We start from the raw sequence: 14321 nt of genomic DNA, 5'->3' as shown, positions 1-14321 counted from the left end.
TACTTATTTAGTTTTAAATAAGTTTACAGTGTTCTCAGATTTTTAGCTGATTCGCCGGAAGCCCCACAGCGGCTGAACATCTACTCCCTTCGGTATGCACTCTTATGAATTATCCCATTCCTACGAATCCTCAAGAAATGATTGCTTTGCGGCAGCAGCCGCTGAATGAAGAATTGGTGGCGTCGGCGATCGCGGGTGTGATTCAAATAGCTCGATCGCGATCTCAGTCTTTGGATGAATTGAAGGCTGAGGTACTAGCCGACGACAATCTGCTCGATTTTGCTCAGAGGCTATGGCTGAGCGACATTGTGGCTCAAGCTTGGAACAATTTGCCTGATTACTAGACTGCTGCTAAAAGATCTACTTCATTAGAGGTGAACTTAAAATGGTACAAACAAGATTAAAATCCTTAACTTTAGAAGAGTTTCTCCAACTACCCGAAACCAAACCTGCCAGCGAATACATTGATAATCAAATTATTCAGAAGCCAATGCCACAGGGGAAACACAGTGCGACTCAATGTGAACTAATTATTTTCATTAACGCTATATTAAAACCCAAAAAAGTTGCACGAGCATTTCCAGAACTCCGGTGTACCTTTGGCGGAAGGTCAACAGTGCCTGATGTTTCAGTATTTGTCTGGAACAGAATTCCCGCCGATGATAACGGCGAAATTGCTAATGTCTTTCCCATAGCTCCTGATTGGACAATTGAGATTTTGTCGCCCGAACAAAGTCAAACTAAAGTTACTAAAAATATTCTGCACTGCTTAAATCATCAAACTCAAATGGGCTGGCTGATCGATCCCGACGAACAATGCGTTTTTGTTTATGTTCCCCAGCAACAGACAGCAGTATTTGATGAACCCGAAATGCTGCTACCTGTGCCGTCCTTCGCTAGCGAACTGCGGTTGAGTGTCGGAGAATTATTTGGCTGGCTGCTGAAATAATCTTCGGAAGAATGTCCTATTTTTAATATTTTTTACTTTTCCCTAGTGACAACAGTCAACAGTCAACAGTCAACAGTCAACGGACTAACGCAACTCTACTTCTCGCTTGACTTCTGCCAAAACTCGATCGCCCCGCGTCAATCGGTATTCGGCCCGCCAAACTCCGGGAGTCAGAGGAGAATTTGTACTGTTTCTTTTGCCCACATAACCCAACCAAGTGCGGCTGGGGGCTTTAATTTCATTGGTTTGATCGGCGATGGTTGTGCCGTTGGGTGCAAATAATTTGTATTGTTCGCGATCGCCCTTGAGCACTCCGTAACTTTGCACCCAAAACAACAAAGCTGGACTGTTTACAGGGAGTTGAGTCTCTGAAAATTGTCCTTCCCAGACAGCGTTAATATCGGGTGGCTTATTGGCAAAACCAGCCCGAATTAAACCTGTGGAAATATAGTCTAGAGGCTTGTCCCAAATGGGATTGCGGGCGATGTTGCAGCCTACCTTCGCGTCGGGCCCGACAAAGGGATCTACGGCTTTGCCTTGATAGCGATAAGTTACGTGTACGTGGGGGAAAGATGCCATCCCAGAGTTTCCCACCATGCCCAAAACAGTGCCTTTTTCTACCTGCGTACCCGGTTTGACGGCAACGCTGCCTTGGCGGAGGTGGCAGTATTGGGCTTCCCAACCACCGCCGTGGTCAATTACCATGCCGTTGCCGCATTCTGTGCCTGCGAGATTGGCTTTTTCTGTCTCGTTTTGTAAACGCCGATCGACCACACCATCTCGTGCTCGCAAAACTTTGCCTGCTGCGGAGGCAATAACTGGAACTCCTTTTGCCATTGCTTTGGCATCTGGAATGGCAAAGTCTGTGCCGTCGTGGCCGTCGTAGGTTTGGCGCCCGCAGCCAAAATCGACGGCGGTGGGGCCGGGTTCTCGATCGAAATACAGCAATACAAAACAGTCTTTGCCGAGGGTACAGTCGATCGGCTGACCGAATTGCGGGTTGTTGGGCTTTTGGGCGACTGCGGTAGAGACGAGACGCTGGGCGATCGTGTGGGCTTCGGCGATCGGCGCAGTGACTCCGCTGTTCCTAGCACAACTAGAAAGACTTGTCAACCCCAAGGTCAACAAAATTGCAGAAATGTATTTTGTGGAGAGTATAGTCATTCGCCGATGGGATGTACAAGTTGAGGTGGGTAGTGAAAAATCAATTAATCATTCAGAATAGAGTTGCTCAAGCATCTAGACGATGGGTAAGGCGTTTTCGTTTCCTATCTTTGTTGTATTATTTTAAGTTGGAAATTTTAAAATTTTAATTAGTTCCAGAATGGGTTCTAAAATTCGATCGCTCATTTCGATAATTCGGCTTACCGGGCTTGCTGTTGCGGCTTTGGCGATGTGGGGATTTGCCACCATTGCCGAAGAGGTGTTGGAAAAAGAAAGTTACGCTTTCGATACCTCTATTTTACTCGCTCTGAGGCAATTGCACACTCCCTTGCGCGATCAAATAATGCTGGGATTTACCTTTTTGGGGGAGCCGAATTTGCTGCTAGTGATTTGTCTGACGTTGGGTATTATTTTGCTAGCGCGCAATCACCGATCTGAATCTGCAACTATTGCGATCGCGGGTGGTGGAGCGATCGGTTTAAATTTACTGTTAAAAAAACTTTTTGCCCGCGATCGACCTCAACTTTGGGAGCGCGTTGTTAATGTAACATTTTACAGTTTCCCTAGCGGACACGCAATGATTTCAATGGTTATTTACGGTTTGCTAGGATATTTCTTGGGTGTACGATTTCCCAAGCAGCGCTGGTTGATTTACAGCTTGACAGTTGTATTAATTGCTGCTATTGGTTTGAGTCGGCTTTACCTAGGTGTTCATTGGCCTACCGATGTTATTGCTGGTTATACTGCTGGTTTGGTGTGGCTAATTACCTGTATTATCACTTTGGAAATATGGAAGGAATTGCGTTCTTTTACTAGGGCTTCTAAAGAGGAGTTTTTGTCACAGGAAAAATTTCAAAAATAATTTGAAATTTTCTACTCAAAACTGACTATTTGCTTCTGGGTAAAACACATGGCAATTCCTTTTTCATAGTAAGCAGCCTCGTTAATGAAAATGGGATATACGGTTGATTTACCTTCATACAAGACCGACTTACCATCAAAGGTCAAAAACATCGGTTCGCCGGGATTTAGGGCTTGATAATCTCTGGATTGCAGGTGAGGATGAATCATTGCCTGAATTTCTCTGTTCTCGTTTCTGGGATAGTCGATCGCCCCAATGGTGTGATAAATAGTCAGGGGATTCTTGACCGCAGGCACTGTGCCTTGATTGTAGGCTTCTACGCAGTCTAATATCGTACCGACAACTTGCTCAGTTTCCTGAAATAAAGACGCATCTAATACGCTTTGTGGCACTGCACCAACTTCCAGCGTCCCGCCTAATTCCGAAAGCGAGCGCAGCACAGGACTATCATGATTCTTGGTTGTAGAAGTGAGTACCTTGATGCGGGGATACACAGAGGTTAAATAAGCTGCTAGTTGCAGGTTAAATGGATGATGGCTGGCGAGAATAAATGTTAGCCCCATGTTGGATGTGGTGCTGTGCAAATCGATAATTAAGTTGGGCAGATGAGTGTTTTTTGAGCTAAAAATGCCGTAGATTTCTTTCGCCCGCTGGGCTTCATAGCTGGAGAGATGGGGATTTTCTAAATCTTGCTTTCTAAAGCAGCGGTTGAGGTCTATATCGATGTAGCGTGTCCCGATTTCGCAAGCTTTGGGATTGGCTAGCAGGGTGATAGTTTCAAAAGTCGATCGCCCAATTAACTCTGGCGCGCGATCGAATTTCTTCACGAGGTAAATTCCTGTGAGTTCGTTTCCGTGGGTTCCTCCCACTATGGCAACACGTTTAATTTGATTCATAAACAAATAATTTCCTATCCCAAGCCTGAGAGGTGAGAACCGAGGGAAAACCCAGAGGGGGCAATTGTTTGAGATAATGGAGAAGTCATAAAAAAGCGGGTGACTTTTGGAACGACCCCACAAAAAATGCTAAAGACATTATACCAAAAGTTATTACGCATCCACTTGAGCGAGAGTCAACCACTCACCTTAGAACTCTTAGTTCAGATGCTTCAAAGCCATCGACAACTCAGACGATCAAGATTGGCTAATATTTTTCTACAACCGATTCAATACAATAGTCGCGTCCGAAATCTCCAGCTATTTCTTAATCTCCCCCAGCTTTCGACCCAGTTGCTGTGGTTTCCTATAACCAAAGCGGCTTGAAAGTCTGAATTTAGAGAGCAAAGATTTAATATAGCGCAACGAAGAAACTGTTCAAAATTAACCTTCAAAACTAAAAAATATGTAGAATTTGCTCTCAACCGAACTCAAGGGCGAGACCGGAATCTGCTGATAGTCACGATAATTTTTGGGAGTCATGCTTGGCCAATATATTGGCAGTGAATGTCGAAATTATGGAGGAGTTATTTCCCTGAACACAACTGGTAATGACCCCGATTTTGACACGTTAAAATCCTTATCCTATCGTGGTAATCGGAGACCTAAAGTTTCGTAGCGGGAAGCTCGCAAACTGTCTCATGACCAAGAATTTCAAAGGTGGTACCCGCCACGTGATTGATCCGTGGAATCAATCCAAAATCTAAAATCTAAAATCGAATGACTAAGGGTTAAGACCTAGCTTTGAATCAAGAAAAGAGTGTTGCTGTCGCGACTTCTGACCAGCCTAGCCAGCCTTTGACAAAACAAGAATTTAAATCTAAATAATCTCATTTATTCAAAAATGTAACCATTCACATATTTGCATTTATTTATAAATTAAAAGTAGGAGCTTATTGGAAACACCTAATCAAAACATGGTTAAAAAACTTAAATTTGACTGAATCAAGTTTCAATTTTTAAGCTGGATTAGAAATTTTATTAAGCGCGAATAATATCAAAATAAGGTTTATAAAATCGTAAAAATAGCGGCTATTATTCGGAATACAGTTTCGTGAATTTCACCCGATTTTTAGCTTGATTTTTGTAGATTAATTCTGCTTGGTGGCTAGCGACTATCGCCGGGAAGGAGTTCCAATATAACCACTTCGTAGCTTACCTCGATCGCTCGGAAAAAACCCCTAATAATTTTCCCCATTACAGTATTTTTGGGTTCGGATTATCTGGTTATGCTTGGAGTCACTCCCTAGTTTTATGGCGAGATCAGATGTTAGCACTGATAGCCCTAAAGCCCCATAAAGCTCAGAATTTTCGCCAAGGACTAAATGCTCTATCCCTTTTACAGCAATCGGTATAGCTCTCTTGTCACCCTCTCAGCAAAGTCTCATTCTTCAGGTTTACCCATTTTGCCTATTAATGTGTAGCGCATCGCCTTAAGTTTTACCCCATCTTGACTCCCTAAATATTTAAAAGTTGTTAACTAAATCGAAGCCAAATTTGCTCATACTATTGACATAACTTGGCCCAGTTTTTATTAAAAATTATTAAATAGCTAGGTCGGGAGGAACACAAAGAGCGGCCAAAATAATTACATCTGAAGATAGAAGAAGCCAAAATTCAACACTGCTAACCTGTACAAGTATGATGGTAAAAAAAATACTTAAAAGTTGCTTAATAATTGATTTAAAAAATTCAGTGATCTAAGTAAGTTTTAAGTATTGCTTAAGGTTAAAAAAGGCAATTTATGGTAATAAGCATTATTGTTCACGGTGGAGCGAAAACCATCTCAGAAGACAAGGTTGCAGCCAACAATGCAGGCTGTACCGCAGCAGCAGAAGCTGGTTGGGCAGTGCTCGCAAGTGGGGGTACCGCAGCAGAAGCTGTTGAGGCAGCTATCCGGGTTCTGGAAGCTGACCAGACATTTAACGCAGGCTTTGGATCGGTTCTCAACAACCAGGGAGAAGTAGAGCTAGACGCAGCGATCATGGAAGGCCGTTCCTTAGCTTGGGGAGCGATCGCAAATGTTCAAGGCGTGCGCCATCCCATCTCAGTGGCGCGAAAGATTATGGATAAAAAACCCATGTTCTTAGTAGCGGATCATGCAGAACATTTTGCTGCAGAAAGTGGAGCCGAGATGTGTACAAAAGAAGACTTAATCGCGGATGAGCAACAGGAAGAGTGGGAGGAGGAAAAAGAAGTTCTTGACCGCCCCAATACCGTTGGTTGTGTAGCTTTGGATAGTAGTGGCACCTTAGTTGCCGGTACCTCAACAGGCGGCACTATGAATAAGCCCGCCGGTCGCGTCGGCGACAGCGCCATTATTGGCTCAGGCTTGTTTGCTGAAAATGAACAGGGCGGTTGCTCGACCACAGGCGATGGCGAGTCCATTATGCCAGTAGTTCTAGCTAAGAGGGCGATCGACATTCTAGCGTCCGGCAAGCACCCAGACGAAGCAGCGCAGATGGCAATTGAGACTCTGGCATCTAAGGTGGCAGGAGAAGCTGGGTGCATCCTCATAGACCCTCAAGGGCAGGTTGGCTGGGCGCATAACTCAACGGACATGGCTTGTGCTTATATGACCGAAGGAATGGACAAGGTGGCTGCGTTCACTAAGAAAAAACAACTCGTCCATCGTTGAAGTTATTGAGGTTGCATTCTCTCTAGTTGGAGAGAGTTAAAATTCCGCAACTAATATCTTGTTTCCTAGTTATTAAGTAGCTTGACATCAATTAATATCCCGGTCGGGGTGGGTTTTTGAGATTGTCAATTATGGGCAGGTATTGTTGGTGAACCCACCCCTACAAAAATCGCGGTCGCTCGACCGGACATGATGTCAGTTGGTAGTTCCATTGCCTTCGAGGCTTGAAACCCTTATTCTACGGTTGGTAATCAAAAACAGTCCGAAGTATTGATCAATAAACACTTTGTCAATTTGTAGGGCGGGCAATGCCCACCCTACTTTTAATTATGTCGAGCTACTTAGTGGCCGGGAAAACAGTTCAATTCAAACTCGACTTGGATGTTTCTATGAACTCAACATACGACTTTCCTTACTTTCAAGGCAACTCTCTTTCCGATTTGTTTGCTCCAGACATCACAGATGCACGTTATGCGTTCATCCTAAATTACCCTGCCACCGCCAGTTGGGCTGCTTATCCCAACAGGAAAAAATACTTTATTCAAGACGGCAGCAGTGAAGCCACCAAAACTTCTTTCGACAAGATTGGTCAGAAGGAACCTTGGAAAAATCTGGCTGTGTTAGGCGATGCCATTCCAGGGATTGTGATTAATTCGCCGCCGAACTCGCTGATTGACTATTGGCGGGAGCATTTGGGCTTCAGTAACAGCAGTATGGAGATGATAGACTGCTCAACTTATCTCGAAGATATCAGCATGAGCGATCGCTTTGAGAAACTCCTGACTCTATTTCCCTTCGACAATCTCAAACCCGAAAAACACGCCGTTCATCCCGACATCCACTACCACTTACTCAGCAAAGCAACGCTAGCAGAATTAGGCGTGCAATGTCCGAAATACGAAACCTACAATCTGCACGAAGTCAATCTCGAAAGCATTCAGTTACCAGAGCAATTCCCCTACTTGATTAAAACATCTCACGGACTTTCTGGAGAAGGCACTTATATTATCAAAAGCGCCAGCGATATGAACTACTGCTTGCAGGAAGTGAGGAAATATCTCGATATTAAGTTGGTGGATACGATTATTGTCTCGGAATTCGTCAAGAATGAAGTGCAGAACTATTGCGTACAGTTCTATGTAAGCAAAACGGGAAATATCACGCTTATCGGCACTACCGGCCAACTTGTCACTCCAGAGGGCAACTATTTAGGGGGACTGATTCACTACCGCGAAACCGACATGAGTAGGTTTTTTGAGATGATTGCCGCTATTGGTAAATATGCTCATCAACAGGGTTATTTCGGCGTTATTGGCTTCGACGTGCTGGAAGACTCGGAGGGACGGTTGTATGCTATTGATGCCAATTTCCGAGTTAATGGCTCGACTCCGCTTTGCTTACAGCGCCATACCTTACTGGGGCGGGGAAAGGAGGTGGCTAAATATTCCAGTGACTGCCGAATGGATGGGACTTTGGAGTCGATTCTTGTCACGCTGAAACCAGAACTCGATCGCAAGGACTTGATAATCCTGTCAGCTTTAGAGAAGGTTAAATACGGGAAAATCTACACGGAAATTTACGGGATAGTTGCGGGTGAGGATATGAAGGAAATACACCACATCGAGCAGAATTTGCACAGTAAGGGATTGCAGCAATAGGGTTAATATCTACTCTACCGATTGCAGCGGTTATGGGGTTTTACCGCTCATCTCGATCGCATGGTTCGGTGATATCGGGAAACGGGCCATCACAAATCAAAATTGAAGGTTCCACAGCTTTGAAGTGACCCGATTCATGGGGCTCGGCAAAATAAGGCCACAGTTCGCGAATATCCTCAACTAAATAACACTTTGATTCAGAGGAATTTCGATCCAAAACTCTGTTCTTTCTCCGGGTTCTGATGTACACCACAGTTTCCCTTTATGCTTTTGGATCACAATTTGATAACTAATAGACATCCCCATTCCCGTACCTTTTCCTACCGGTTTGGTTGTAAAAAATGGGTCGAATAGCCGTTTTTTGACTTCCTCTGTGATGCCACACCCATTATCAGCAATACAAATTCTGACCAATTCTGAGTTATACAGACTCGTACTAATCCGAATTGTCTTTTTCTCCACCCGATGCTCATCTAAAGCATCCAGAGCATTTGTCAGAATATTCATAAATACCTGGTTAAGCTGTCCTGCATAACATTCGATCGGTGGCAGATTACCGTACTCTTTGATCACTTCAATCTCTGGATGTGTGTGTCTGGGCTTGAGACGATTTTGCAGAATCATCAGGGTGCTTTCAATGCCTTCATGGATATCGACAGCTTTGAAATCTGCTTCGTCCAATCGAGAAAAGTTCCGTAGAGATTTAACAATATCGCGGATACGTTCAGAACCTACTTTCATAGACTTGAGCAGTTTTGATAAGTCTTCGCTCAAAAATTCGATCTCAATATCTTCCGACTTGGCTTGAATCTCCGATACCGGCTGGGGATAATACTTTTGATAAAGCTGTACTAGCTCTAGTAAATCTTGGGTATATTGGCTAAGATGAGATAAATTACCGTGAATAAAATTCGCGGGATTATTCACTTCATGGGCAATCCCGGCTACCAGTTGCCCCAGAGATGACATTTTCTCACTTTGGATGAGTTGGGCTTGAGTCTCCCGTAGTTCTTGAGTGCGTTCTTCTACTTTTTGTTCAAGGGTGTGGTAAGAGTTCTTTAATTCGTGACTCATTTGATTAAAAGATACTGATAAACTTACCAATTCCTCTACGAGAGTGTCGGGAACATTTTGCTCGAAATTTCCACTGGCGATCGCCTGACTGGCTTGACTCAATCGCCGAATAGGTTTAGCTATCCATTGTGAAGTGATAATTGCTAATCCTGTTGCGATTACCAGTGATAACAGACAAAGGATAATCGTCGTATTTCTATTATAATTTATTTGCTCCATAAAATCAGATTCAGGCACGACGAGTACAATTAGCCAATCGATGCCTCTACCATCATTCAGCGGTAGCAACTGAACAAACTGCCGCTCACTTTTGAGGGTAAATTCTAACTGTTCTGATTTATGAATTTGGTCAAAGTTACCAAAATATTTCAGCAAATATTTGGCTGTCTCCCGCACAAATGGTTCCCTACTTTCCACGGCGTCAATCATTTTCTGAGCTTTACCTTGTCCTTTGATTAGTGGCTCTGTTGTGGAACTAGAAATCATTGAACCCGATCGCTCCATCACAAAAGCCTTACCTGTTTTACCAATAGACAAACTTCCCAGAAATTCCCTTAAATTTTCTGAGAGGACAACAAGAGTGGCACAGACACCCAGAAGTTTACCTTCTGGGTCATAGACAGGTTCGCTGGCAGTAATTGCAGGCTTACCATTGTTGACAATATTCACAAAAATATTGCTCCAAGTAGGCCTCCCTGCTTTCACAGCAGAAAGATACCAGGGGCGTTGGCGAGGATCGTAAGAAGAGTTTACCTTTTCTAGGAATTTTTGCCGATCGCCCCAATTATCCATTTCATAAAAATAAAAATGATAGTTTGTTTCTTTATTACTCGCAGTCATCGCGATTTTTGACTCTCGACGAGTCGCACCCAGATAATATCCTTGGGCATCGCCACAATAGGATGAAAAAACAAAAGGGGATATCTGCACTTGGGTTAAAAATTGCTTAGCGTTGCGGCCATTCATCATGTCGATGTGGCCCTGTGCAAAAGCGACTGAATTCACACGATTGATATCATGAGGTTTGTTGATATATTGCTTGAGTTCTCCTTCAATGCGTGCTATTAGTTCCTGACGAAGTTGAGCCGCCACATCGTTAACCGCTTTTTGTCCATTGCGTAAGGAAAGCCAACCTGTTAAGCTCACTGCTGTAAAGATTTGTAGAACAAATGGAACAACAAGAACACCGCGCAGAGGAATTTTTAGGCACTTCGCAGTTGGAGGCATAGATGATAATGCTTAGCCATTGGTTCTTTGTCTATCATAATATCAATTCATCAAAGGAGCCTGAAGCGGAGCTATCCCGATCGTGAATCGCTCTTTTTGTAGCCCCGTTACTCTGCGGTTAAAAGCGATCGCTTACTGGAAGTTTTTTCTTTTTCCGTTGGTCGGTAAATTGACAAAATAGCATATATTTGATAGGTCGTTAATTTTTACATTCTACTAACAAATGATCTTATACAAAATCCGGGTTGCTCATCCCCTTTATCCTATGGTAGGGTGCGTCGCTCGATCGCTTTCTGGGGAGCAAGCATTGTTCGTGGCGAGGCACCCTACTTTTACTAAACATCAAGGGGATACGATATCCGGATTGGGAATTAATAGCTATCTTGGTTGATGTAAATGCAATAGTCGATCGCATTTACCAGCCTACTTACTTGGCCCGCACCACCAACACCGAACAAGGAGCCTCAGCCACAACCTCCGCACTCACCGAACCCTCCAAAATCCGCTTTAAACCAGTCAAACCCCGACAGCCGATCGCAATTAAATCCGCCTTATAGATATGAGCCAAACGGACAATTTCTTCGGCAGGTTGTCCCGAAACAATCTCCAATTCGCTCTGGCAAAGCAACTTTTGCTGATAAGATTGCAGCAACTTCTCTACCTCTCGGTAATCAATCTCATCTCCCTGAGCGTGAGGTCGATCGACAACCGCGTCAAAATCCGACCTACCAGAACTCACAACATGAACTAGAATCACCTTGGCCGTCGATTCTAGCTGAAATTGTCCTACAACTTGCAAAACCCGTTCTGCAAGCTCTGAATTGTCGATCGCTACCAAAACAGTATTCAATACCATGCACCTTTAAATTTCCGATATTTAGACTTTAAATTTTTCGATGATTCTCGCCTACTGTCCACAATTTCGCGCTTCCCACCAACATCATTATTACCTACCCATAAACCCGGTTTCTTAACATAATTGCGTCTTTTCAGCAAGATTCTTGAAGAAACCGGGTTTCTTAAACCCGCAGTGCGTAAGTAAGTAGGTGCAAATAAACTGGGTCGATTGTCACAGAATGTAAAGCTACCATAATCGCAAGAGAATTGCTTCGTTTCACTGCATTTCACTCACTTTTGACTACCTCTGTATTTTGCCGAGCGGCAATCTCCCATCTACCATTTAAAACTCACCCTTTCCCTCATTTTCAGTCCGTAGCCGTACCGAATCAGCGTGAGAAGGAAGCCCCTCTGCTTCCGCCAAAACATTAATCGCCCTACCCACCTTCTTAAGTGCAGCCGGCGAATATTGAATCAAACTCGAATGCTTCATAAAAGTTTCGACACCCAGCGGCGACGCATAGCGCGGAGCCCCAGAAGTCGGCAAAGTGTGATTCGGGCCAGCCAAATAATCACCTACAGCTTCCGGCGTCGAGCATCCCAAGAAAATCGCCCCAGCGTGGCGAATTTGCTCGAGCAAAGCCCAAGGATCTGCAACTTGCAATTCCAAGTGTTCGGGCGCAAACTCGTTAGAGAGTTCCGCCGCCGCTTTGAGCGAGTCAACTACTACGACTAAGCCATAGTTGGCGATCGCCTTTTCTGTTAAAGTTCGGCGCGGGTGATTTGCCAACTGTCTGTCTACCTCAGCCACCACCTTCCTAGCCAGCACCGAATCCGCCGTCAGCAAAATTGCCGACGCCATCGAATCGTGCTCAGCTTGAGCCAACATATCCGCAGCCACGTGTACAGGATTCGCCGAACCATCCGCAATAATCAACACTTCCGACGGGCCAGCCAGAGAATCGATCCCCACAGTCCCGTAAACCAGTTTTTTAGCCAGGGTGACGTAAATATTCCCCGGCCCAGTAATTAAATCCACCTTCGGAATAGTTTCCGTACCGTAGGCCAAAGCCGCGATCGCCTGCGCCCCGCCGACTCGATAAATCTCATCAACTCCCGCTTCCTGAGCCGCTACCAGCACCGCAGGATTCATTTTCTTCTCCTGTCCGGGGGGAGTACACATCACCAGTCTCGGCACCTTGGCGACCTTCGCAGGAACCGCATTCATGATCACCGAACTCGGATAGGACGCCTGACCGCCAGGAATGTAGATTCCCGCTCGATCGACCGGCGTGTAGCGCTTGCCCAAAACAATTTCGTCATCACCAAACTGCACCCAAGACTTGGGTACGCGCTGTCGGTGAAACGCCTCTACCTGTTTGCAAGCCAGCCGGATGGCATTTAATAATTCTTTTGACACCTGTTGGTAAGCAGCATCCAATTCGGCGCCACTCACCCGTAAATCTTCCACATTTAGGGTCATGCGGTCAAATTCAGCAGTGTAGTGCAGCACAGCCTGATCGCCTCTGCGCCTTACAGCTTGCAGCACCTCCCGCACGGTGGCTTCTTTGTGAACGACAAGTTCGTCATGGGTGCGATCGCAGATCCGTCGCAGTTCAGCTTGTGCCTCAACCCACTGAGTAATGATTCGCAGCATGGAGATTAGGAATGCCGTCTATAACTTCACTAACATTTGCTTGACAATTGGGGATTTTTGTGGCGATCTCCTAGAGAAGTAGGCCACCACCAGTCCACAAGCTTAAACCGCGAGAGTCGCGGCATTTTCCAAGGCTTCAGTGCAGCGTTTAAATCTCTGTCGAGGATTTTGCAACACTGAGGACAAGTCACAACCTTCTCTAGGAATTGCCCGCTAGAGAACCGGGTGCGGAGGGAGAGGGTGGGAACGCAGAGGGGGGAGAGTGTCCGACGCCGATAATATCCGAGAGGGAGAGTGTTCGATCGGGAGAATTTTGGTTCTGCGTTCTACCTTCTACCTTCTGATCCGGCTGTCTTCTACCTTCTACCTTCAGCTTTTTACCTTCTACCTTCGGTCAGTGCTTCTTGCCGAAGCCCAAATAACCCGTATTCTTTGTTATAGCTTAACTTGGATTTTTCAGAGAATTGGATTTTAAGCAAAATAGGTGCTATATTAGTTTTTCCAACACCTGATAATTTTTTTATAAAAAAACGCCAAATTATTGTATACTTGAAAATTGCGCGCAAGAAACCGTGACTTTAACTCGTGACGGTGGAAACACCGCAAAACGCCTCTTTAACATCCGTGTCATACCTTTGGGTATGGTCAGGGGTAAATAACAGGCAGTTAAATGAGTCAATAAAAAATTATTGCGCGGGCGTCGCCAAAAAGTAGCCACAGACTCAGCTCAATCTGAGCGCATGGAGAGTGGCTGTCTCACTCCGCCCTTAAAAATCAAGCTTTTTGCGGATCGATCCCGAAAAGGTTGTCCTTCAAAATCCCCGTGTCTTGGGACTGTCTTGAGACTAGGGTGTATCAATGAATACCTACTTCCAGCAACTGAACTATGGCAAATATTAAGTCCGCCGTCAAACGAGTCAAAATCGCCGAACGTAACCGCTTGTACAACAAATCTTACAAGTCAGCGGTCAAAACTTTGATGAAGAAATATTTCGCTGCCGTAGACAAGTACGCCGCAGCTCCGAGCCCGGAATTAATGCAAGAAGTCCAGCAGCGAATGTCTGAGGCCTACAGCAAAATTGACAAAGCTGTCAAAAAAGGTGTACTCCACCGCAACAACGGCGCTCGCAAAAAGTCCCGCTTGGCAAGAACCCTCAAGCCGCACGAAACATCCTCGGTAGCATCTTAAGGAAGCAGAAAGTTCGGCAACGAAGCAGTGTACAAGATTGAAGGGATGGATGTTGAGGGAAGAAGTCAATCGATTTTCGATTTTCGATTTTCGATTTTCGATTGAAGCATTGACTTGCGCGAGATAAATAC

The 14321-nt window shown here is 44.9% G+C and carries 11 protein-coding genes and 1 pseudogene; 7 read left to right on the top strand and 5 right to left on the bottom strand.

Annotated elements, in window-relative coordinates:
• The first annotated feature begins 104 nt into the window (after nt 1-104).
• Both QT987_RS05835 and QT987_RS05830 read left to right on the top strand, forming a co-directional pair.
• The gene (locus tag QT987_RS05835; protein ID WP_333057703.1) at nt 105-344 is read left to right on the top strand and encodes a hypothetical protein; all 240 of its coding nucleotides are present in this window, start codon (nt 105-107) and stop codon (nt 342-344) included.
• Nucleotides 345-385: 41 nt separating this feature from the next.
• Nucleotides 386-949 carry a Uma2 family endonuclease gene (locus tag QT987_RS05830; protein ID WP_333238105.1) on the top strand — a complete coding sequence of 188 codons (564 nt, stop codon included), beginning with the start codon at nt 386-388 and terminating at the stop codon, nt 947-949.
• A gap of 84 nt (nt 950-1033) precedes the next feature.
• On the opposite strand, the gene QT987_RS05825 is transcribed toward QT987_RS05830, so the two are convergent.
• Complete coding sequence (locus tag QT987_RS05825) at nt 1034-2113, bottom strand: M23 family metallopeptidase (RefSeq protein WP_333238102.1); 1080 nt, start codon at nt 2111-2113, stop codon at nt 1034-1036.
• Between the two features lie 160 nt (nt 2114-2273).
• Here QT987_RS05825 and QT987_RS05820 point away from each other — a divergent pair, with 160 nt between their 5' ends.
• Nucleotides 2274-2975, top strand: coding sequence for a phosphatase PAP2 family protein (locus tag QT987_RS05820; protein WP_333238100.1), 702 nt, complete (start codon nt 2274-2276; stop codon nt 2973-2975).
• Nucleotides 2976-2986: 11 nt separating this feature from the next.
• On the opposite strand, the gene QT987_RS05815 is transcribed toward QT987_RS05820, so the two are convergent.
• Complete coding sequence (locus tag QT987_RS05815; RefSeq protein ID WP_333238097.1) at nt 2987-3871, bottom strand: aspartoacylase; 885 nt, start codon at nt 3869-3871, stop codon at nt 2987-2989.
• A 126-nt stretch (nt 3872-3997) separates the two neighbouring features.
• On the opposite strand from QT987_RS05815, the pseudogene QT987_RS29865 reads away from it, so the two are divergent.
• The 3 genes and pseudogenes from QT987_RS29865 (at nt 3998) to QT987_RS05795 (ending at nt 8206) form a co-directional block, all read left to right on the top strand.
• Nucleotides 3998-5267 (top strand): annotated as a pseudogene (locus QT987_RS29865) (IS4 family transposase).
• A gap of 387 nt (nt 5268-5654) precedes the next feature.
• Entirely contained in the window at nt 5655-6548 is an 894-nt protein-coding gene (locus QT987_RS05800; protein WP_333238095.1) for an isoaspartyl peptidase/L-asparaginase family protein, read from the top strand.
• Nucleotides 6549-6937: 389 nt separating this feature from the next.
• Nucleotides 6938-8206: a carbamoylphosphate synthase large subunit gene (locus QT987_RS05795; protein WP_333238093.1), complete on the top strand. Its 1269-nt coding sequence runs from the start codon at nt 6938-6940 to the stop codon at nt 8204-8206.
• A gap of 180 nt (nt 8207-8386) precedes the next feature.
• Here QT987_RS05795 and QT987_RS05790 read toward each other — a convergent pair whose 3' ends face one another.
• The 3 genes from QT987_RS05790 to hisD form a co-directional block, all read right to left on the bottom strand.
• On the bottom strand, nt 8387-10426 hold the full coding sequence (locus QT987_RS05790; RefSeq protein ID WP_333238091.1) for an ATP-binding protein: 2040 nt from the start codon (nt 10424-10426) through the stop codon (nt 8387-8389).
• A gap of 508 nt (nt 10427-10934) precedes the next feature.
• On the bottom strand, nt 10935-11363 hold the full coding sequence (locus QT987_RS05785; RefSeq protein WP_333238088.1) for a universal stress protein: 429 nt from the start codon (nt 11361-11363) through the stop codon (nt 10935-10937).
• A 324-nt stretch (nt 11364-11687) separates the two neighbouring features.
• On the bottom strand, nt 11688-13001 hold the full coding sequence (gene hisD, locus QT987_RS05780) for a histidinol dehydrogenase (RefSeq protein ID WP_333238085.1): 1314 nt from the start codon (nt 12999-13001) through the stop codon (nt 11688-11690).
• 886 nt (nt 13002-13887) lie between these two features.
• Here hisD and rpsT point away from each other — a divergent pair.
• Nucleotides 13888-14190 (top strand): 30S ribosomal protein S20, encoded by a 303-nt coding sequence (gene rpsT, locus QT987_RS05775; RefSeq protein WP_333066838.1) that lies wholly within the window; start codon nt 13888-13890, stop codon nt 14188-14190.
• Nucleotides 14191-14321 lie beyond the last annotated feature (131 nt).

Source organism: Microcoleus sp. SVA1B4, from assembly GCF_036700545.1.
GTDB lineage: Bacteria > Cyanobacteriota > Cyanobacteriia > Cyanobacteriales > Microcoleaceae > Microcoleus.
Note: the sequence above shows the minus strand (reverse complement) of the source record. Positions and strands in the feature narration are given on the sequence as shown.

Bases quoted from the DNA above. Each gene is read 5' to 3' on its own strand.
- QT987_RS05835 (WP_333057703.1), top strand. From the start codon at position 105: ATGAATTATCCCATTCCTACGAATCCTCAAGAAATGATTGCTTTGCGG.
- QT987_RS05830 (WP_333238105.1), top strand. From the start codon at position 386: ATGGTACAAACAAGATTAAAATCCTTAACTTTAGAAGAGTTTCTCCAA.
- QT987_RS05825 (WP_333238102.1), bottom strand. From the start codon at position 2,113: ATGACTATACTCTCCACAAAATACATTTCTGCAATTTTGTTGACCTTG.
- QT987_RS05820 (WP_333238100.1), top strand. From the start codon at position 2,274: ATGGGTTCTAAAATTCGATCGCTCATTTCGATAATTCGGCTTACCGGG.
- QT987_RS05815 (WP_333238097.1), bottom strand. From the start codon at position 3,871: ATGAATCAAATTAAACGTGTTGCCATAGTGGGAGGAACCCACGGAAAC.
- QT987_RS05800 (WP_333238095.1), top strand. From the start codon at position 5,655: ATGGTAATAAGCATTATTGTTCACGGTGGAGCGAAAACCATCTCAGAA.
- QT987_RS05795 (WP_333238093.1), top strand. From the start codon at position 6,938: ATGAACTCAACATACGACTTTCCTTACTTTCAAGGCAACTCTCTTTCC.
- QT987_RS05785 (WP_333238088.1), bottom strand. From the start codon at position 11,363: ATGGTATTGAATACTGTTTTGGTAGCGATCGACAATTCAGAGCTTGCA.
- hisD (WP_333238085.1), bottom strand. From the start codon at position 13,001: ATGCTGCGAATCATTACTCAGTGGGTTGAGGCACAAGCTGAACTGCGA.
- rpsT (WP_333066838.1), top strand. From the start codon at position 13,888: ATGGCAAATATTAAGTCCGCCGTCAAACGAGTCAAAATCGCCGAACGT.